We start from the raw sequence: 19,182 nt of genomic DNA, 5'->3' as shown, positions 1-19,182 counted from the left end.
TTTATCATAGAGAAGATGTTATTTGTTTTTTTGCGTTTGAGAGGAGATATAAGACAGTGGATAAGTTATGGAATCACTCTTCAAAATAATATTTTTGAGGAGGATAAATAAGTGAAAATAGATTTTAATAATAGTAAAAATATAAAAATAGAACAGTTGGAAAAGTTATATAATGATGTACAATGGAATGCTTATACAAAGGATTTGCTCGTTCTGAAACAAGCGATATCACAGTCATTAGACGTTATATCCGCTTGGGATGGAGAGGAATTAGTTGGTCTCATTCGTGTTGTTGGTGATGGATTAACAATTATTTATATTCAAGATATCCTTGTATTAAATGCTTATCAGAATCAAGGGATTGCTACCCAGCTGATGCAGAAAATTCTAGATAATTATAGCCATGTTCGTCAAAAAGTTCTATTGACCGAAGAAGCACCGGATGTGAGGCATTTTTATGAAAAAAATGGCTTTCAATCTTGCGACAAGGGTTCTTTAGTGGCATTTGCTAAGTTAAGCTAGAGGGTTTGTTCAAAGAATCTACTTGAAACAATTAAGTGTATTGGTATATCTGAAGACCGTTCTTGAACGGAACCCAAGAAGTTAGACAAGGGATTCAGGGAGCTACTTGAGCATGAACTCGGTATTGAACCGGACTCATGCTTTTTTTTGCTTTAACCTATCACTTTTTGGGGTGGATATTCTGGTCACTTCCAGGATCCCGATGGCCATTTGTGGGAAGTAGTCTGGAACCCAGCATGGGAGATTGAGGGCTAGATTATATGTAAAATAAAAAGCTAAATCGATTATGGAATTTAGGAGAAAGGGTATGTTATTCTTAAGGGATGTGTTAGAAAAAACACTTCCCAAACGAGGAGGTGAAATAAATGGTTGAGAAAAAGCGTAATCAAGACGATCTTGATACAGGGGAGGCACTAGGAACAGGTGCTGGTGCAGTTGCTGGCGGTGCAGTGGGTTCAGTATTAGGTCCCATTGGCACGGTTGCGGGAGCCATTGCTGGAGGTGCAATGGGCAACAAAGCAGGTGAAGGTGCCGATGAAGCAGTGGACAGTGCCTCTAATCGGAAGGAAAAGGAGAAGCCTTTTACTTAATTTTAATACAACTTGAATTAGACTCCCATCATGGGAGTCTTTTATGTATATAAATCTCTTTTGATTAGTGTCCAGTTTGTTTTTTTAAATATAGCTTTAAAGGTAAACAAAATTGAAAGGGGTCATTCTTTCATATCCTCTTCTGGTTGGTCAGGCTTTTCCCACCCATATTGCTGGTTAATTTCCTTCGCCAATTCGTCTAAAAAGTCGTCAGATAATAGCGGGTCATTTTCTTTCAACAAATCCAATCCTCCTTATGAATATCATCCAATCGTAAAAAATCCATTACCGATAGTCCCCTTTTTTAAGGCGTAATTTTTATACAAAATTATTATTTACTTTTTCCATTCACAGGCGTATTATTACATCAGTTTCAAATTTCTAAACCGCTGAAACCGATAGGTGCGGGGGAACCATTTTCGTGGATTTCTTAGTAAATCCAAGGGGTGAATCCTTTTTAGGTAGGGCTACTCAATGGTCCGAATCCGACAGCTAACCTCGTAAGCGTTAGATGAGAAGGAAGGTGGAACTTGTGGGACAAAAAATATAATGTCTACAAGTCTATTTCGTGATGGCTTGTGGGCATTTTTTATTTGTTCAAAAAATTCGCTTTGAGATTATTCTTTAATTTCAGGGCAAAATACGTTTATAAAACTTGCGGTGGTGTGAGACATGATGTATCCAGTAAAAAGACTGTTAATCGGTCGACCATTAAAGTCAACAGAACTTGGGGAACAAAAGCTTAGTAAGACAAAAGCATTAGCAATTCTTTCTTCAGATGCATTATCTTCTGTTGCTTACGGCCCAGAACAAATCTTAATAGTCTTAATAACAATAAGTGCCGCAGCCTTTTGGTACTCAATTCCTATCGCTATAGGAGTATTGGTACTATTAACAGCATTAATTTTATCGTATCGACAAATTATTTTTGCCTATCCTCATGGTGGCGGCGCTTATGTGGTGTCAAAAAATAACTTAGGGGTTAATTCAGGGCTTATTGCTGGTGGCTCATTGTTAGTTGACTATATTTTAACAGTGGCAGTAAGTGTATCGGCGGGTACAGATGCGATCACTTCAGCATTTCCTGCACTCCATACACATAATGTACTAATCGCGATAATATTTGTTATCCTTCTAACGATTTTAAATTTAAGAGGAGTAACGGAATCTGCTTCTGTATTAGCATATCCTGTTTATTTATTTGTATTGACACTGCTAATCTTAATTGGTGTGGGGCTATTTAACATTGCCACTGGTGTGGTTCCATCTAATTTGCATACCCCGATAGGGACTCCGGTGGCAGGAATTAGTCTATTCTTGCTTTTAAAAGCATTCGCATCAGGGAGTTCCGCATTAACAGGGGTTGAGGCAATTTCTAACGCAATTCCAAACTTTAAGGAACCAGCTCCGAAAAATGCAGCCAAAACTCTTACATTTATGGGAGGGCTATTAGCAGTATTATTTTCGGGGATTATATTTTTATCTTACTACTATGGAATTGCACCAAGTGAGAAGGTTACAGTTGTTTCCCAAATTGCTGAAGAAACATTTGGACGAAATTTCATGTATTTCATCATTCAAGGCACAACGGCCTTAATCTTAATATTGGCTGCTAACACTGGGTATACAGCGTTTCCGTTGCTGGCGGTTAATTTAGCGAAAGATAAGTTTATTCCAAGGATGTTTACAATACGTGGGGACAGACTGGGGTATTCCAATGGCATTATCTTTCTCGCGATTAGCTCCATCCTACTAATCATTGTGTTTGAAGGGAAAACCGAGCATCTCATTCCGCTATACGCAGTTGGTGTATTCATCCCATTCACTTTGTCCCAAACGGGAATGGTTGTAAAATGGGTGCGCGAAAAGCCTAAGGATTGGGTTAGAAAGCTATCTATTAATGCCCTTGGAGCTCTAATTTGCTTTATCGTCACCTGGATGTTTTTTATTACAAAATTTACGCAAGTATGGCCGGTCTTGGTATTCATCCCTGCAATAATGTTCATCTTTCACCGAATTAAGAATCATTATGAAGCCGTTGGGAGCCAGTTAAGAATTACTGAAGATCATCCAGCAGTAGCAATTGAAGGGAATGTCATTATTGTTCCAGTCGCTGGCATCACACGGGTGGTTGAAAACTCTTTGAATTACGCAAAATCACTTTCAGCGAATCAAATTATTGCTGTTTATGTCGCATTTGAAAGAGAAGATGAGAAAAAGTTCGAGGAAAAGTGGAATAAATGGCAACCTGATGTTAGGCTTGTGACTTTACACTCGCAGTATCGAAGTATCATCCAGCCACTCACAAAATTTGTGGATATCGTCCAACATAAAGCAAGTGAAGCAAACTATGGGGTAACAGTGATCATCCCTCAATTTTTACCGAAGAAGGGATGGCAACATATTCTTCACAACCAATCGAGTATACTTATTCGTGCTTTCTTGCTATTCCGAAGAGATGTCATCATTACAACGGTGCCTTACCATTTGAAAAAATAATGGGTCACCTTACTGAAAAAGCTGAACCTATAACAAAAGGGATGCCCTTAGCATCCCTTCCCCTTTAAATAGTCTTTGTTTGTTTTAGAAAAATGGAATTTAGACTGCATATTTGTCTTTTTTCCTTCGTGTTATGAGTTATCTCTTGAGCTGAATGATAACAATATTGAGAAAGATAAGGTTGGAGTTGCCCCTTGTATAGTAATCTAAAATCTTCACAATCTCCCAAATCATTAGGTTTAATTACACTGGGGTGTTTGCCTTTTATATCGATTCCGCCGTTACTTAAAATGGTTGCGACAAATTCAGAGCAAAAGAAGGCTCTTTTTCTTGGTATTTTCTTATTTAGCAGGACACCGAAAAGTCCAATAAAGTTATACTTATAGGAATGCTTGTGCCTTTCAAACTGTTCGACCACCATTTTCATCTGTCTATATTCAATCTCTGAAACAGAACAACTGTATATCGCACAAGTTGCCCTTTGAAATAACTTTCCATTCATGTCTTCCTTAACAAAGCCACCGTTAAAGGGATTATTTGCTCGTTTTCTTCCAAAGCTATATGTTGTGTCCAATTCCTTTGTAAAGGAAATAGAAGCATGATTTAATGGCTGTTTTGTAAACTTCTTTATTAATTTTGTAAATAATGTCCCGGTATCAGTAAGAATGATATATACTTCCACCTTTGTTCCCCCGTCCGATTATAAGTTTAATGATTAAGACCTCATTTCCATTCTCAATCTATAATCCTATATTTCCGCTAACCTTTGAACAATCGTGAGTTTTAGTTTCATCTAAGACCGGGGATGTATTTCTTAATTGGACAAGATTCTAACGGAAAGGAGAGGGGCTGAGTATTTTACATAAGATTTTAGTTACGATAAGAGCAGTGGATTATTTTTTCTCCACTGCTCTTATGTTTCGTTATCCAAAACCTTTTTGCTAACAAATATCATTATTCTTCTGTAGGATTGTTAGGTCCGTCAAGTTCTAATTGAAAAAAAGCTAGGTCTAGCCATCTATTGAATTTGTAACCCGCCTTTTTGATTGTGCCCGAATGAACAAAGCCTAAGCTTTTATGCAGGGCAATACTTTTGTCATTGGCTGCATCAATTCCAGCAATAAAGGTTTTATATTCTTTTTCCGTAGCAATAGAGATTAATTCTTTTATTAAAGCAGTCCCAATTCCTTTTTTTCGGTATTCCTTATTGACATAAACAGAATGTTCAATGGAATATTTATAAGCTGGCCATGCTCTAAAAGGACCGAATGTCGCAAAGCCAGCCACTTTATTATCTCGTTCAAATACTAATATGGGGTACCCTTCATCCTTCTTTTGTTCAAACCAAGCTTGTCTGTCTTCAAGGGTTTGGGGTTTGTATGAGTAAACAGCAGTCGTGTTAATAATCGCATCATTATAGATATTTAGAATTTCCTCTAAATCTTCTGGGGTGGCTTCCCTAATCATACTTTTCTTCCTCTCATCAAAAGCTGTCTTCCCTTTTATTTTAGAACTCTTCATAGAAAACGTAAAATTAAAGTCTTCTTCGCTTATCTCACTCTTGTCATTTAATAAAAGGGGGCTCGTATCTTTTTAGTGGTATTTCGATAAAAAACATTGCTTTTCCTTCTTCAACTTATTCTGCTCTAACCCTTTTTAACCTCATGAACATTAGTTTTGATTTTTGAAGAGTGGGAAAACTTTGACAAATGGTGAGCAGCACGATTATAATCCAACTATTCAACAGAACGCTTGCTAATTCCAGATTTGCAAAGCCCAAAAGCTTAAATGTCAATTTTTTTGGTATGGATGGGTTTTCGCTTTCAGAGCTTAAAAACCGGATGGAAGAAGGTGTTTAATATGTCTAGTGTTGATTTGGCCCAAAGCTATATAGACCATCCAGAGAAACAGAAAAAACTATATAAACGCACATTAATCATAGTCGTATTTTCTCAAATGTTCGGTGGGGCAGGATTAGCTGCTGGAATAACAGTCGGAGCCTTGCTTGCAGAACAAATGCTTGGGACCAACGCATTCGCGGGTCTTCCAGCTACCTTATTTACATTAGGATCGGCGGGGGCAGCGTTCGCTGTAGGAAGACTGTCTAACCGTTTTGGAAGACGCATGGGTCTTTCGGTAGGCTTTATGACAGGCGGACTTGGAGCAATAGGTGTTGTGTTGGCAGCTATCTTCAATAGTGTGTTTTTATTATTTCCTTCCTTACTCATATATGGTGCAGGTACTGCAACAAACTTGCAAGCCCGCTATGCTGGAACGGACTTAGCAAATAATAAACAACGAGCCACAGCTATTAGTATCGCAATGGTATCAACAACGTTTGGGGCAGTTGCAGGTCCCAACTTAGTGAATGTGATGGGGGATCTTGCTCTTTCCATTGGAGTTCCATCGCTTGCAGGTCCATTTATTTTATCAGCGGTTGCATATATCTTAGCGGGGCTTATCCTTTTTATACTACTTCGTCCGGATCCGTTGGTTATAGCAAGAACAATAACAGTTTCTAACCAAGAAAAGAATGTCAGTGGACCTTCAGCACATACGGATCAAGTGGAAAATAAAACAGGTATTATCGTTGGTGCTACAATTATGGTACTTACTCAAATCGTAATGGTTGCCATTATGACTATGACACCAGTACATATGAGCCATCATGGACATGGGATGGGTGCAATCGGTCTTGTTATTGGATTTCATATAGGGGCGATGTATCTCCCTTCATTGGTTACTGGAGTTCTAGTTGATAGGTTTGGTAGAACGGCTATGGCAATGGCTTCCGGAGCTACGTTGCTTCTAGCGGGCATTATTGCAGCAATCGCACCAGGCGATTCAATCATTCTCTTAGTCATTGCTCTTTCTTTACTTGGATTAGGATGGAATTTTGGTTTAATTAGTGGGACTGCTCTAATCGTGGATTCCACAAAAATCTCAACACGTGCTAAAACTCAAGGCACGGTGGATATATTAATTGCGTTATCGGGGGCTTCTGGGGGAGCTTTATCAGGAATGGTTGTGGCTGGATCCAGTTTTGAAACATTATCACTTGCTGGAGGAATTTTATCCTTAATCCTCATTCCGGTTGTAACCTGGTCTCGTAAGGGTAATAATCAACAATCCTCAAAGGGGAGATTTGGGGAAAAATCATGATTTTGACACAGTCCTTTTATCCTTAAGGAAAAATTTATGATACGCTTTAATTAGAAAACATAATAGAAGGCTGGAGATTTAGGAGAAAGCCATAAAAACAAATGGGAATGATTTTGTGATTCCTGTGAGTTTTTATGGCTTTTTTGTATAGTTTCAAGCCGTTTAAATTATTATAGGAAGAAACGAAGTAAGTTATATCTGGACAAGGATGAACATATTAAAGAATTAAACCGAAAACTTCAAGGTATGAAGAACGATATTCTTATCGCTTTTATTGTCAAGAAAAAATGGAATCTTCAGTAAGGAATAAGGTGAATAGTAAATCGATAAACGATAATTAGGTGGTGAACAAATAGAATTGCAATAAGCTCGAACTAAAAAAGGGCTCTCTATTCGCTTTTTGTTTTCTCAAACTTCTCCATATTTGAAGGGAGCAATTTCAATTGAGGAAAATAAATATTACAGTCTACAAAAAAAATGGCTTACATGTAAGAATGGCTGCTGGGCTAATTGTTAGATTGCAAGAGTTAGTTAAGGATCAGGAAATTTTGACTAGTATTCACGTGGAATACAAAAATAGATGTGTTCAGGTAACCAATATGCTGGCCCTTGTTTCATTGCGTATTCGACAAGGCGAGGAATTTACCCTCGTTTTTCAGCAGGACGTTCCTGCTTCCGTTCTACAGGAGATAAAGGATTACCTTGAAACAGTAGAGTATGAAGATAATAAAGAAGCTGAAACGGATCGCCTCCTGATGGAGAATTCGGTGATATTTCAGGAGGCGATCGCAAACCTGCCAAATGGAATGGTTGTAGTAAATAGTGAAAATATCATTATATACGTTAATGAAGCTGCTACAAAACTATTTGAAATGAGCCAAGAAGAACTTTTAAGTAGAAGGGCCGATGAAGTCATCCCACATTCAAAATTAAAAGAAGTAATAGATTTAGGGGAAACTCAATTTGCAGAAAAACAAAAACTTAAAAATTATACAATTTTGGCAAATAGGGCACCTATTTTTTATAATGACAAAATCATTGGGGCCGTGTCTATTATTCAAGATATATCAGATATAGAGAAACTCCATTTTGAATTAAAGAAGGAAAGAGAGTTACAAGAACGGCTAAATCTAGTGTTAGAGTCGGTAACAGATTTGATCGCTTTAACAGATGATAATGGAAACTTTACCTATATGAATGTTCAAATGGAACAATTACTTTCCCATCTTGAATTACGATGTTTTATTCAAGAGATGGTAAGTAAAGCTGAATGGGAAGAGATAAAAGTTAAGCAACAATCCCTTGTTAAAGTAATGAGGTTCTCGAATAAAGAATCGTATATATTGAAAATAAAACCTCTCCTGTTAGATGAGGAATTTAGAGGAGTAGTTGTTTCGCTTAGCCCATATAACGAAATAAAAGAACTGTTGAAAAAGCTTGAAGTGATGGAGCAACGAACCAAATATTTGGAGCAAGAATTGTCCAAGCATATGAAGCTTGATGAGGCATTTCAAACGATTATCGGCAACAGTGAGATTTTATTAGACACCCTCTCAATGGCCAATAAGGTTTCAAAAACAGATGCAACGGTCCTCATAACTGGAGAAAGTGGTACAGGAAAAGAATTAGTAGCAAGGGCAATACATTTATCTGGTAAAAGGAAAGAGGCTCCTTTTATTAGAGTCAATTGTGCTGCGATCCCTCCCAACTTGATCGAAAGCGAGCTCTTTGGCCACGAGAAGGGAGCTTTTACTGGAGCATATAAAGATCATCAGGGGAAATTTGAACTAGCTAATAACGGCACCATTTTCCTTGATGAGATTGGTGATCTGCCCCTTGATATTCAGGTCAAATTGTTGAGGGTTCTACAGGAAAGAGAAATTGAACGTGTAGGGGGAACGAAGACAATCCGTCTTAATGTGCGTATCATTGCCGCAACTCATCGTGATCTTATACAAATGATTGAGGAAGGTAAATTTCGTGAGGATTTATACTACAGACTACATGTAATACCTATTCTTCTTCCACCTCTTAGAAATCGGAAAGATGATATTCCGTTATTAGTGGATCATTTCCGGAAGCAATTTAATGAAAAATTGGAGAAAAATATCAATGAATATGAGTCAGGGTTTTTGGAGGCGCTGGGATGTTATCACTGGCCTGGTAATATTCGAGAGCTTGAAAATATAATGGAGAGGGTTATGACATTAACAGATGGTACAGTACTTAGCTTAAGTGACTTGCCCCAGTATATATTGAATCAGCAAGACCCCACTATTCCTTTAAAGATCTCAGGGGATATTCTGTTGTTTGAAGAATACGAAAAACAAATTTATGAACATGCAGCGAAATACTATCCTAGTTATAATCAATTGGCAAAAGCTCTTGGACTTACTCATAAGACTGTTGCCGCAAAGTTGAGAAAGTATGGAATTGAAGATGAGTTAGGGAAAAAATATCAACAGGTTGGGGAATTTTCCTAACAATAAAAGAAAAAGCTTGAAAACGCCCTCAAATGAGGGCGTTTTCAAGTTGGCATGTTTATTGCAAAGATATTACTGAAATATTTAATGGGGGGTATGCAAATCGAGAAACTAAATCACGTTCTACACTAGTGTAGGTGGGAAATCAGCTGTGTTTAAGTTTTAGATTCATAAAAATTAGGAGGTTCTTTTATGACAGCTTTTTGGGGTGAATTAATAGGAACAGCAATTCTAATCATGTTTGGTGCAGGAGTTTGCGCGGGTGTAAATCTAAAGAAAACGCTTTCGAATGCCAGTGGTTGGATTGTGATTACCTTTGGTTGGGGATTTGCAGTGGCAATTGCTGCTTATTCCGTAGGTCAATTCAGCGGTGCACATTTAAACCCAGCGTTAACAATCGCTTTTGCATTTACGGGTGATCTTCCTTGGAACCAAGTACCAACCTATATCATTGCTCAAATGATTGGAGCCATGATAGGTGCTGTTATTATCTATTTCCATTATCTACCTCATTGGAGATTAACTGACGACCCAGGCGCAAAATTAGGAACATTTGCAACAGGGCCTGCTGTTCCATATACATTTGCTAATTTAATCAGTGAAATGGTTGGTACATTTATTCTTGTTCTTGGTATCTTAGCCATTGGTGCAAATAAATTTACAGACGGATTAAATCCGCTTATTGTAGGATTCCTCATTTTTGCTATCGGATTGAGCTTTGGTGGAACGACAGGATATGCGATTAACCCTGCTCGTGACTTAGGTCCGAGAATCGCTCATGCTCTTCTTCCGATACCAGGAAAAGGTGGTTCTAACTGGGGTTATGCTTGGATTCCAGTTATTGGACCCATTCTGGGAGGAAGCATTGGAGGATTGTTTTATAAAGCGGCATTCCTAGGTGAACCAACAGCAAGTCTTTGGTATGTAATAGGTGCTTCCGTTATCGTTCTTGCAGGAGCATATTTTCTTGGTAAGAAGCCTCAATATAGTGTAAGTACAGATAATGTTAGTGCATAGCTTAATTATGAAGGGAGCGTTTTTTAATGGAAAAGTATATTTTATCATTAGACCAAGGGACAACAAGTTCACGTGCTATTCTTTTTAATAGAAAAGGTGAAATAGTTCAAATAGCTCAGCGTGAATTCACACAAATTTTTCCGAATCCGGGTTGGGTTGAGCATAATGCAAATGAAATTTGGGGTTCGATTCTAGCGGTAATAGCTTCATGTCTAGCAGAGGCTGATGTAAAACCAGAGCAAGTAGCAGGAATCGGGATTACAAACCAGCGGGAAACAGCAGTTGTTTGGGATAAGGAGACAGGAGTACCAGTCTATAATGCAATTGTTTGGCAATCCCGTCAAACAGCAGAAATTTGTGAAGAATTAAAACAAAAAGGCTACAATCAAATTTTTAAAGCTAAAACAGGGTTATTAATTGATGCCTATTTCTCTGGAACAAAGGTAAAGTGGATTCTTGATCATGTAGAAGGTGCAAGAGAAAAGGCAGAACGTGGAGAATTGTTATTTGGAACGATTGATACTTGGTTAATTTGGAAGCTTTCTGGGGGAAAAGCCCATGTAACAGATTACTCCAATGCGTCTAGAACATTGATGTACAATATTCATGATCTGAAATGGGATGAAGAGTTATTAGAGATTCTAACAATTCCTGCTTCGATGCTTCCAGAAGTTCGCCCATCATCGGAAATTTATGGGGAAACTGTTGACTATCATTTCTTTGGATATAATGTCCCAATTGCTGGAGTAGCAGGTGACCAACAAGCGGCGCTATTTGGTCAGGCATGCTATGAAAAAGGAATGGCCAAAAATACTTATGGAACCGGTTGCTTCATGTTAATGAATACTGGTGAACAAGCAGTCAACTCTGAGCATGGCTTGTTAACAACCATTGCTTGGGGGATTAATGGAAAAGTGGAATATGCATTAGAAGGTAGTATTTTTGTTGCTGGGTCGGCTATTCAATGGCTCCGTGACGGATTACGTATGTTTAGTAATGCTGCAGATTCTGAGAAATATGCGACTAGTGTAGAGTCAACAGAAGGTGTATATGTCGTTCCGGCATTTGTTGGGCTTGGAACACCTTATTGGGATAGTGATGTACGCGGTTCTGTCTTTGGCTTAACTCGCGGAACCACAAAGGAACATTTTGTCCGTGCAACTTTAGAATCTCTTGCTTACCAAACGAAGGATGTATTGACATCAATGGAAGCAGATTCAGGAATTTCGCTTAAATCGCTGCGTGTGGATGGTGGAGCTGTTGCTAATGACTTCCTCATGCAGTTCCAAAGTGATGTATTAAATGTTCCAGTTGAACGACCAGAAATTAAAGAAACAACGGCATTAGGAGCAGCTTATTTAGCAGGTCTAGCAGTAGGCTATTGGGAGAGCCAAGAAGAGATTGCTACTCAATGGAATATGGATAAAGCTTTTACACCAAATATGGAAGAAGAGAAAAGAGAAAATCTCTATAATGGTTGGAAAAAAGCTATACAAGCTACGATGGCTTTTAAATAATCACTTAGTCTAAGTTACTATTAAGTTGAAAGAAAAGTGAGAGACCATGGCAAAGCAATGGATCAGCACATTGTAGATGTTATGGTCTTATAAATAGAAAACCAATTTTTGGGGGTAAGAAAATGAAGAAATTAATTAATGATCCTGAACAAGTGGTTCAAGAAATGTTATCTGGGTTTGTGGCAGCTCATCCTCAATATGTGAGACAAGTGCAAAATACATCAGTCATCGTTAGAGTGGATGCACCGGTTCAAGGGAAAGTCGGGTTAGTAAGCGGTGGTGGAAGTGGCCATGAACCATCTCATGGAGGCTTTGTCGGAAAAGGAATGTTAGATGGTGCTGTTGCAGGCGAAGTTTTTACATCGCCGACTCCTGATCAAGTATTTGAAGCGATTAAGGCTGTTGATAGTGGAAAAGGTGTTTTACTGATCATCAAGAATTATACAGGGGATGTCATGAATTTTGAAATGGCTGCAGAATTAGCTGAAAGCGAGGGAATCAAGGTAGCAAAAGTCATTGTGAATGATGATGTAGCTGTAGAGGATTCGACCTATACAACTGGCAGACGTGGTATTGCAGGTACCGTACTTGTCCATAAAATTGCTGGAGCCATGGCTGAAAAAGGAGCATCACTTGAAGAGGTAGAGCAGGTCGCAAATAAAGTGATCCAGAATGTCCGTTCAATGGGTATGGCTCTTACACCTTGTACGGTTCCCTCCGCCGGTAAACCGGGATTTTCAATCGGAGAGAACGAAATGGAAATTGGTATGGGTATTCACGGAGAGCCTGGAATCGAACGAACTGAAATTCTTACTGCTAATGAGGTAGCAGAAATTCTACTTTCCAAGGTGTTAGAAGACCTCAAGCTTGAAGAAAGCAGCAAAGTAGCTGTGATGGTTAATGGGCTTGGTTCAACTCCATTAATGGAATTGTATATTATGAACAATAAAGTGTCTCAAATGTTAAAAGGTCAAAATATTGAAATTTATCAAACCTTTGTTGGAGAATTTATGACCTCGATTGAGATGGCGGGTTGCTCGATTTCTGTATTGAAATTGGATGATGAATTAATCGAGTTATTAGATGCTGAAGCGAATACACCAGCTTTCCGAAAATAGTACTAGAAGGAGAGAATCTCATGGAAGTAGGCATAGTCGAAGTAAAATTATGGCTGCAAAAATTAAATAGGAAGCTACAACAAGAGAAGGAGCATTTAACTGACTTAGATCAAGCAATCGGAGATGGTGACCATGGCCTCAATATGGCCAGAGGATTTAAAGAGGTTTCCATCAAAATTGAAAATACGGATTATGAGACGATTGGGGCATTATTAAAAGATACTGGGATGACTCTTTTAACAAAGGTGGGAGGTGCTTCAGGTCCTTTATATGGGACTGCATTTTTAAAAGCCGCTACCTCCATAGGAGACAAATCGTCAGTTACTTTAACTGATTTATCCGAAGCACTAGAAGCTGCTTTGGAGGGGATTAAGGCAAGAGGTAAAGCTAACCTTCTAGATAAAACGATGATTGATGTATGGGAACCAGTCATTCTTTATATGAAAGAAAATCGTGAATCTATTGACTGGGACGAAGTCATTCGTTTGTCAAATGAAAAAATGGAAGCAACAAAGGAATTAGAAGCGAGAAAAGGTCGCGCTGCCTATTTAGGAAAGCGTTCAATTGGTCACATTGATCCAGGTGCAGCATCGTCAAACTATTTTTTTGTAGAATTAGCAGACGTACTTAAAGGAGTCATCAAGGAATGAGTTATGTAGGGGTTGTATTACTTTCACACAGTTATGATCTAGTAAAAGGTTTAGAAGCATTGTTAAAACAAATTCAACCTGATGTTCCTCTTTCAGTGGCAGGTGGGACCGAGAGTGGGGAGATTGGCACAGATGTCTTCCAAATTAAGAAGGCCATTGAATCTGTTATGAATCCAAAGGGAGTTGCGATTTTATTCGATTTGGGAAGTGCTCTTATCAATGCAGAGTTGGCAATCGAGATGCTTGGAAATAATAAGGATATTCGATTAGCGGATGCTCCTCTTGTGGAAGGAGCATATGCTGCCATTATTCAATCAGGATGTGGAAGTTCAATAGAAGAGGTTATTAAAGCGGCAGAGGGTGCGAAGGCTCTCAATAAACTATGAAGGTTTCAAGGCGGGTGAAGACATGATGGAGCAAGAGATTACAGTCACCATAAAGGATGGATTACATGCAAGACCAGCTGCCGATCTTGTAAAGAAATTAGGTACAGTTTCGAGTGCCGTACAGCTCTATTCAGGGCAAAAAGAGTATAATCCCAAAAGTATTATTAGCTTGATGTCAGGAACAATTAAAGAAGGTGAGACGATCAGGGTGGTTGTGACTGGATCCGATGAGGAAGAGACCATGGCATGGCTAAATGACTTTTTTGCAGGTAAAACCTTATGAGGCTAAAGAAATAATTAGCTATAAAGGACTACTAGGTTACAGCCTAGTAGTCCTTTGGTTTCTTAGATTCATATAGTTCTAACTATACTACGGTTGATTAGACTTTCTCTTGCTTCTATATATTCTTTGTGAAGTTTGTCTACAAATTCTGCTGCACCCGTAATTTCTTTAACGGCACCAATGCCTTGACCACTTCCCCAAATATCCTTCCATGGTTTCGCAGTCTTTTCCCCAAAATTCATTTTAGATGGATCGCTTTCTGGAAGATTGTCGGGATCTAATCCTGCTGATCGAATTGATGGTTTCAGATAATTTCCATGTACACCAGTGAAAAGATTGCTATAAACAATATCATCAGATGTACAGTCAACAATCGCTTGCTTATAGGCTTCAGCAGCACGGGCTTCATGCGTTGCAATGAATGGTGAGCCGATATAGGCAAAGTCAGCACCCATTGCTTGGGCAGCCAGAATGGAACTTCCTGTAGCAATGGATCCAGACAATGCAAGCGGACCATCGAACCACTCTCGGATTTCTTGAACCAAAGCAAAGGGACTCTTCATTCCAGCATGACCGCCGGCACCAGCTGCAACGGCAATTAAGCCATCTGCCCCCTTGTCAATGGCCTTATGGGCGAAAGTGTTGTTGATGATATCGTGCAGAACAAACCCTCCATAGCTATGTGCTGCTTCAAATATCTCTTCACGGGCACCTAAGGAAGAAATGATAATGGGGACCTTGTACTTCACACATAATTCCATGTCTTGCTCTAACCGTTCATTGGATTTGTGAACAATTTGATTAATAGCAAATGGCGCAGCAGGACGCTCAGGATTTTTTGCGTTATAAGCTGCGAGCTCTTCTGTGATTTCTGCCAACCATTCATCGAGTAAGGATGCAGGTCTAGCATTCAGTGCAGGCATTGACCCAACGATCCCTGCCTTACATTGCTCGATGACGAGCTTAGGATTACTAATAATAAATAAGGGTGCACCAATTACAGGAATACGCAAATTTTGAAATATTGCTGGAATTCTTGACATTTTTGTACCTCCATTTAAATAGTAGGTATAATCTTTAAGATCTGATCCGCTTTCCATCAGAACTTCCTTTTAAGATCATACATATGCTTGTAGAATGAGCAACAAGACTACCTTTTTATGATATATAAGACATTCGACCAAACCGGTTGAATTTCCTTTTTTATAATTTTACTTTCCTCTGATTTCCCCTTTCTAGAAATTATTTGTTGACATAGGAAAGGGATAAATAATATAATTATCTCGAATTCAAGATAATTGCGAGAAATGATAGTAAGATGATCAACCCATACAAAGAATTGATCAAAGTGTTGAGTGAAGCGCATTTTTTTTAAATAAATACCTCGATTTCGAGATAATAGTTTGATTGGAGTGAAATGAAATGACTAAAAAGACAAGTGGAATTCACCATATCACAGCAATCGTAGGTCATCCACAGGAGAATGTGGATTTTTATGCGGGTGTTTTAGGCTTACGTCTAGTAAAACAAACAGTAAATTTCGATGATCCAGGTACTTACCATTTATATTTCGGCAATGAAGGAGGTCAACCGGGAACGATCATTACATTTTTCCCTTGGGCGAATGCGTATCAAGGAAGGATTGGGGATGGTCAAGTTGGGGTGACATCTTATGCTGTTCCAAAGAGAGCTATCCCGTTCTGGGAAAACAGGCTTGAAAAATTTAATATATCCTTTAGCAAAGAAGAGCGCTTTGGTGAGCAATATTTAATGTTTGATGATCCTCATGGTCTTCACTTGGAATTGGTCGAACGTGAAGAAGGGGATATTAATCAGTGGACCTTTGGAGGGGTAACTCCAGATGTGGCCATTAAAGGCTTTGGAGGATCCGTTCTATTTTCCGCCCAGCCAAACAAGACAGCAGAATTATTAGAGCAGGTAATGGGACTAGAGCTCGTTGGGAAAGAAGGGGATTTCATTCGTTTTCGTTCCTCAGCCAATATCGGAAATATTATTGATCTAAAAGCGACTCCAGTTGGAAGAGGTCGAATGGGTGTTGGAACCGTTCATCACATCGCATGGAGAGCGATAGATGACCAGGATCAGTTAGAATGGCAGAAATATATTGCAGCAAATGGTTATGGGGTAACACCGGTTCGGGACAGAAATTATTTTAACGCAATTTATTTTAGGGAACATGGAGAAATTCTATTTGAAATTGCAACTGATCCTCCTGGATTCGCTCATGATGAATCACAAGAGACAATGGGAGAGCAATTAATGTTACCTGAGCAGTATGAGCAATATAGAGAGCAGCTTGAGAGTAGTTTAGTACCGATTCACGTAAGAGAATTAGATTAATGCAGGGGGTACTATGAAATGAGACATATATTCCAAAAGGGACAAGATCCAACGAAACCTACGCTCTTATTACTTCATGGGACAGGTGGAAATGAACTAGATTTGCTGCCACTGGCTGGAATGGTTGATGACGAAGCCAATGTATTAAGTGTTCGTGGGAATGTATTAGAAAATGGCATGCCTCGCTTCTTCAGAAGACTTGCTGAGGGAGTATTTGATGAAGAGGATCTTATTTTCCGAACAAAAGAATTAAATGAATTTTTGGATGAAGCTGCTGAAAAATATAGTTTCTCTCGAGATAACATCATGGCCATTGGATATTCAAATGGAGCCAATATCGCGGCAAGCTTATTGTTTCACTATCAAACCGCTTTGAAGGGTGCGATACTTCACCACCCCATGGTGCCAAGGCGAGGCGTGGAGTTACCTGATTTAAAGGGGACGTCAGTATTTATTGCAGCTGGCACAAATGATCCGATTTGTTCCCCGTCAGAATCAGAAGAATTGCGATTGTTATTAGAAAAGGCAAATGCTGATGTGACACTCCATTGGGAAAATAGAGGTCATCAATTAACAGAGGGTGAGGTTCATGCGGCAAGTCTTTGGTATTCATCATTAAAATGATGATAATGATGTAGAGGAAGGGCACTCCTTGTTTAAAACAAGGTTCAATAGGCAAGAAATGATAGCAAAAAGCATTTTCCAAAGGTGAAGAAAAATTGAACAACTACACAAATGAAAACACCGCCAGAAGATATAAAGCTCATGTGAGTATTTTTGGAACCACTCAACTCCATTTAAGAAATCCTTATATTATCGCTTGGTGGTCTGCAGCGTTTCCTGGATTTGGACATATGCTTTTATCTAAATATCTTAGAGGATATGCTTTATTTATTTGGGAAGTCATCGTTAATGTTAATTCCCATCTTAATTCTTCTATGGTCTATTCCTTTCAAGGAAATATCGACATGGCAAAAGAGGTATTGGATACAAGATGGCTTCTCATGTATATTCCTGTGTACATTTTTGGGATTTGGGATAGTTATCGGACAACCGTTGATATGAATAGAGTTTATCTCTTGTCAGAAAGGGAGGACCACCATTTTAATTCATATGCAATTGGAGCATTAGAGATCAATTATCTCGATAAACGAAATCCTCTTCTTGCCGTGATGTGGTCGTTGTTTATCCCTGGTTTAGGTCAGCTCTATATTCATAGAATTATGACAGCTATATTTGTCATCGTTTGGTTAGTTGTATTTCATTATTACTCCCATTTAGCTGAGAGTATTTTCCTTTTAATAATCGGTAATGTAAAAGAAGCTACCTCTGTTTTAAAACCAGAATGGCTCCTTTTTATGCCGTCACTCTACGGATTTGCTACATATGATTCTTATGTTAATACAATTGAAAATAACAAACTTTTTGAAAAAGAGTTAAGAAAACACTTAGCTGAGAATTATCAGTCGGAAGGTTTCCAAATACTAAAAGGGCAAAAAGTGAAGTGATCGATATGCAGCTATTTTCAACATTTGAAACAACAAGCTATTTAGAAATGGCCATTTCAACTTTAGAAAAAAGAGGGATTCCGAAAGAAGACATATTTGCTGTCCCTTTGGATAATAAACAGGAAGATCGTAAATTGTTTGATACCCTGCATCGCTCAGACGGAACTAGCCTAATTGATATTGGAATGGGGCTTGCCACTGCTTTTGCAGTAATTGGAGGAAGTATCGGTTTTAAATTGGCCTGGGGACCGATTTATTGGGGATTGATCGGTGCATTTGCTGGCTTTGTTCTTGGCTTTGTTATTCGACTTTTTTTAGAATTAGTTATAATGAAAAAGAAGAGATTACTAAAAGGAAAACACTCTGAAGTCATCTTAATTATTGATTGTGCAGAATCACAAGCGGAGCTAGTAGAAGAGATACTTTGGAGCCATTTTGCATTAGGAATAGCAAAAGTAAAATAATCGAAACAGACGATCATGAGAGTGATGAGGGAGCTTTTCGAGGAGGAGACGAATATGACAAATAACAAAAGGGTATTGTCACCTGAACAACAAGAAGATTTACTCAGCGTGTTGAAAGTCCGTTTTGAAAAAAACATGAATCGCCATGAAGGTCTTGAATGGGCCAAAATCCAAGCAAAGCTGGAAGCGAATCCAGACAAACTATGGTCTCTTAATGAAATGGAGCAAACTGGCGGGGAGCCAGATGTTGTAGGTTATGATGAAAAAAAGGACGAATACATATTTTATGATTGTTCTGCGGAAAGTCCTAAAGGTCGCAGAAGTGTTTGCTACGACCGTGAAGCCCTGGAGTCTAGGAAAAAACATAAACCAGAAAACAGTGCTATAGATATGGCAACTTCCATGGGTATTGAACTTTTATCAGAAGAACAATATCGAGAATTGCAGAAGCTTGGAAATTTCGATATGAAAACATCGAGCTGGGTACAAACACCATCTGATATTAGAGAACTCGGCGGTGCCCTTTTCTGCGATCGTCGCTATGGGCAAGTCTTCTTGTATCACAACGGTGCTGATTCCTACTATGCTGCCAGAGGGTTCCGTGGTTCGCTAAGGGTGTGAA

20 protein-coding genes, 1 pseudogene and 1 riboswitch are annotated in these 19,182 nt (G+C 38.8%); of the genes and pseudogenes, 17 read left to right on the top strand and 4 right to left on the bottom strand.

The annotated features are described in order from the left end of the window. Window positions 1-111: 111 nt before the first annotated feature. The 3 genes and pseudogenes from J2S07_RS10420 (at window position 112) to J2S07_RS10410 (ending at window position 1,112) form a co-directional block, all read left to right on the top strand. Window positions 112-522, top strand: coding sequence for a GNAT family N-acetyltransferase (locus J2S07_RS10420; RefSeq protein ID WP_307150331.1), 411 nt, complete (start codon window positions 112-114; stop codon window positions 520-522). Between the two features lie 162 nt (window positions 523-684). Continuing rightward, window positions 685-777: pseudogene (locus tag J2S07_RS10415) on the top strand (VOC family protein); the annotation flags it as partial. 110 nt (window positions 778-887) lie between these two features. Next, complete coding sequence (locus J2S07_RS10410; RefSeq protein WP_307150330.1) at window positions 888-1,112, top strand: hypothetical protein; 225 nt, start codon at window positions 888-890, stop codon at window positions 1,110-1,112. A 122-nt stretch (window positions 1,113-1,234) separates the two neighbouring features. Here J2S07_RS10410 and J2S07_RS10405 read toward each other — a convergent pair whose 3' ends face one another. Further along, on the bottom strand, window positions 1,235-1,354 hold the full coding sequence (locus J2S07_RS10405; RefSeq protein WP_307150329.1) for a bacitracin ABC transporter ATP-binding protein: 120 nt from the start codon (window positions 1,352-1,354) through the stop codon (window positions 1,235-1,237). A 135-nt stretch (window positions 1,355-1,489) separates the two neighbouring features. Continuing rightward, window positions 1,490-1,635: riboswitch (cyclic di-AMP (ydaO/yuaA leader) on the top strand. A gap of 149 nt (window positions 1,636-1,784) precedes the next feature. Here J2S07_RS10405 and kimA point away from each other — a divergent pair. Beyond that, window positions 1,785-3,611 carry a potassium transporter KimA gene (gene kimA, locus J2S07_RS10400; protein ID WP_307150328.1) on the top strand — a complete coding sequence of 609 codons (1,827 nt, stop codon included), beginning with the start codon at window positions 1,785-1,787 and terminating at the stop codon, window positions 3,609-3,611. Window positions 3,612-3,675: 64 nt separating this feature from the next. Here kimA and J2S07_RS10395 read toward each other — a convergent pair whose 3' ends face one another. Next, a complete protein-coding gene (locus J2S07_RS10395; protein WP_307150327.1) occupies window positions 3,676-4,293 on the bottom strand; it encodes a hypothetical protein in 618 nt (205 codons plus the stop codon). 272 nt (window positions 4,294-4,565) lie between these two features. Next, window positions 4,566-5,078 carry a GNAT family N-acetyltransferase gene (locus tag J2S07_RS10390; RefSeq protein WP_307150326.1) on the bottom strand — a complete coding sequence of 171 codons (513 nt, stop codon included), beginning with the start codon at window positions 5,076-5,078 and terminating at the stop codon, window positions 4,566-4,568. 393 nt (window positions 5,079-5,471) lie between these two features. On the opposite strand from J2S07_RS10390, the gene J2S07_RS10385 reads away from it, so the two are divergent. The 8 genes from J2S07_RS10385 (at window position 5,472) to J2S07_RS10350 (ending at window position 14,227) form a co-directional block, all read left to right on the top strand. Further along, window positions 5,472-6,773 (top strand): MFS transporter, encoded by a 1,302-nt coding sequence (locus J2S07_RS10385; RefSeq protein WP_370872815.1) that lies wholly within the window; start codon window positions 5,472-5,474, stop codon window positions 6,771-6,773. Window positions 6,774-7,216: 443 nt separating this feature from the next. Then, a complete protein-coding gene (locus J2S07_RS10380; RefSeq protein ID WP_307150325.1) occupies window positions 7,217-9,256 on the top strand; it encodes a sigma 54-interacting transcriptional regulator in 2,040 nt (679 codons plus the stop codon). 192 nt (window positions 9,257-9,448) lie between these two features. Continuing rightward, window positions 9,449-10,273: an MIP/aquaporin family protein gene (locus J2S07_RS10375; protein ID WP_307150324.1), complete on the top strand. Its 825-nt coding sequence runs from the start codon at window positions 9,449-9,451 to the stop codon at window positions 10,271-10,273. A 26-nt stretch (window positions 10,274-10,299) separates the two neighbouring features. Then, window positions 10,300-11,790 (top strand): glycerol kinase GlpK, encoded by a 1,491-nt coding sequence (gene glpK, locus J2S07_RS10370; RefSeq protein WP_307150322.1) that lies wholly within the window; start codon window positions 10,300-10,302, stop codon window positions 11,788-11,790. A 122-nt stretch (window positions 11,791-11,912) separates the two neighbouring features. After that, window positions 11,913-12,908: a dihydroxyacetone kinase subunit DhaK gene (gene dhaK / locus J2S07_RS10365; protein WP_307150321.1), complete on the top strand. Its 996-nt coding sequence runs from the start codon at window positions 11,913-11,915 to the stop codon at window positions 12,906-12,908. Window positions 12,909-12,928: 20 nt separating this feature from the next. Beyond that, a complete protein-coding gene (gene dhaL, locus J2S07_RS10360) occupies window positions 12,929-13,558 on the top strand; it encodes a dihydroxyacetone kinase subunit DhaL (RefSeq protein WP_307150320.1) in 630 nt (209 codons plus the stop codon). After that, window positions 13,555-13,944, top strand: a complete 390-nt coding sequence (gene dhaM, locus J2S07_RS10355) for a dihydroxyacetone kinase phosphoryl donor subunit DhaM (protein ID WP_307150319.1) — start codon at window positions 13,555-13,557, stop codon at window positions 13,942-13,944. Before dhaL ends, dhaM begins: the two co-directional genes overlap by 4 nt. 22 nt (window positions 13,945-13,966) lie before the next feature. Beyond that, window positions 13,967-14,227 (top strand): HPr family phosphocarrier protein, encoded by a 261-nt coding sequence (locus J2S07_RS10350; RefSeq protein ID WP_307150317.1) that lies wholly within the window; start codon window positions 13,967-13,969, stop codon window positions 14,225-14,227. 68 nt (window positions 14,228-14,295) lie between these two features. Here J2S07_RS10350 and J2S07_RS10345 read toward each other — a convergent pair whose 3' ends face one another. Continuing rightward, entirely contained in the window at window positions 14,296-15,270 is a 975-nt protein-coding gene (locus J2S07_RS10345; RefSeq protein ID WP_307150316.1) for an NAD(P)H-dependent flavin oxidoreductase, read from the bottom strand. A 379-nt stretch (window positions 15,271-15,649) separates the two neighbouring features. On the opposite strand from J2S07_RS10345, the gene J2S07_RS10340 reads away from it, so the two are divergent. From J2S07_RS10340 to J2S07_RS10320, 5 genes are all read left to right on the top strand, one after another. Continuing rightward, window positions 15,650-16,588, top strand: coding sequence for a ring-cleaving dioxygenase (locus J2S07_RS10340; protein WP_307150315.1), 939 nt, complete (start codon window positions 15,650-15,652; stop codon window positions 16,586-16,588). 18 nt (window positions 16,589-16,606) lie between these two features. Next, window positions 16,607-17,212 carry an alpha/beta hydrolase gene (locus J2S07_RS10335; RefSeq protein WP_307150314.1) on the top strand — a complete coding sequence of 202 codons (606 nt, stop codon included), beginning with the start codon at window positions 16,607-16,609 and terminating at the stop codon, window positions 17,210-17,212. A 95-nt stretch (window positions 17,213-17,307) separates the two neighbouring features. Beyond that, window positions 17,308-18,096: a hypothetical protein gene (locus J2S07_RS10330; RefSeq protein ID WP_307150313.1), complete on the top strand. Its 789-nt coding sequence runs from the start codon at window positions 17,308-17,310 to the stop codon at window positions 18,094-18,096. A gap of 5 nt (window positions 18,097-18,101) precedes the next feature. After that, window positions 18,102-18,560: a hypothetical protein gene (locus J2S07_RS10325; protein WP_307150312.1), complete on the top strand. Its 459-nt coding sequence runs from the start codon at window positions 18,102-18,104 to the stop codon at window positions 18,558-18,560. A 54-nt stretch (window positions 18,561-18,614) separates the two neighbouring features. Next, the gene (locus J2S07_RS10320; protein WP_307150311.1) at window positions 18,615-19,181 is read left to right on the top strand and encodes a DUF4256 domain-containing protein; all 567 of its coding nucleotides are present in this window, start codon (window positions 18,615-18,617) and stop codon (window positions 19,179-19,181) included. Window position 19,182 lies beyond the last annotated feature (1 nt).

This window comes from Anoxybacillus andreesenii, from assembly GCF_030813005.1.
Taxonomy (GTDB): domain Bacteria; phylum Bacillota; class Bacilli; order Bacillales; family Cytobacillaceae; genus Robertmurraya; species Robertmurraya andreesenii.
Note: the sequence above shows the minus strand (reverse complement) of the source record. Positions and strands in the feature narration are given on the sequence as shown.

Bases quoted from the DNA above. Each gene is read 5' to 3' on its own strand.
- J2S07_RS10390 (WP_307150326.1), bottom strand. From the start codon at position 5,078: ATGATTAGGGAAGCCACCCCAGAAGATTTAGAGGAAATTCTAAATATC.
- kimA (WP_307150328.1), top strand. From the start codon at position 1,785: ATGATGTATCCAGTAAAAAGACTGTTAATCGGTCGACCATTAAAGTCA.
- J2S07_RS10345 (WP_307150316.1), bottom strand. From the start codon at position 15,270: ATGTCAAGAATTCCAGCAATATTTCAAAATTTGCGTATTCCTGTAATT.
- J2S07_RS10340 (WP_307150315.1), top strand. From the start codon at position 15,650: ATGACTAAAAAGACAAGTGGAATTCACCATATCACAGCAATCGTAGGT.
- J2S07_RS10325 (WP_307150312.1), top strand. From the start codon at position 18,102: ATGCAGCTATTTTCAACATTTGAAACAACAAGCTATTTAGAAATGGCC.
- dhaK (WP_307150321.1), top strand. From the start codon at position 11,913: ATGAAGAAATTAATTAATGATCCTGAACAAGTGGTTCAAGAAATGTTA.
- J2S07_RS10385 (WP_370872815.1), top strand. From the start codon at position 5,472: ATGTCTAGTGTTGATTTGGCCCAAAGCTATATAGACCATCCAGAGAAA.
- glpK (WP_307150322.1), top strand. From the start codon at position 10,300: ATGGAAAAGTATATTTTATCATTAGACCAAGGGACAACAAGTTCACGT.
- J2S07_RS10350 (WP_307150317.1), top strand. From the start codon at position 13,967: ATGATGGAGCAAGAGATTACAGTCACCATAAAGGATGGATTACATGCA.
- J2S07_RS10375 (WP_307150324.1), top strand. From the start codon at position 9,449: ATGACAGCTTTTTGGGGTGAATTAATAGGAACAGCAATTCTAATCATG.
- dhaL (WP_307150320.1), top strand. From the start codon at position 12,929: ATGGAAGTAGGCATAGTCGAAGTAAAATTATGGCTGCAAAAATTAAAT.
- J2S07_RS10320 (WP_307150311.1), top strand. From the start codon at position 18,615: ATGACAAATAACAAAAGGGTATTGTCACCTGAACAACAAGAAGATTTA.
- J2S07_RS10335 (WP_307150314.1), top strand. From the start codon at position 16,607: ATGAGACATATATTCCAAAAGGGACAAGATCCAACGAAACCTACGCTC.
- dhaM (WP_307150319.1), top strand. From the start codon at position 13,555: ATGAGTTATGTAGGGGTTGTATTACTTTCACACAGTTATGATCTAGTA.
- J2S07_RS10410 (WP_307150330.1), top strand. From the start codon at position 888: ATGGTTGAGAAAAAGCGTAATCAAGACGATCTTGATACAGGGGAGGCA.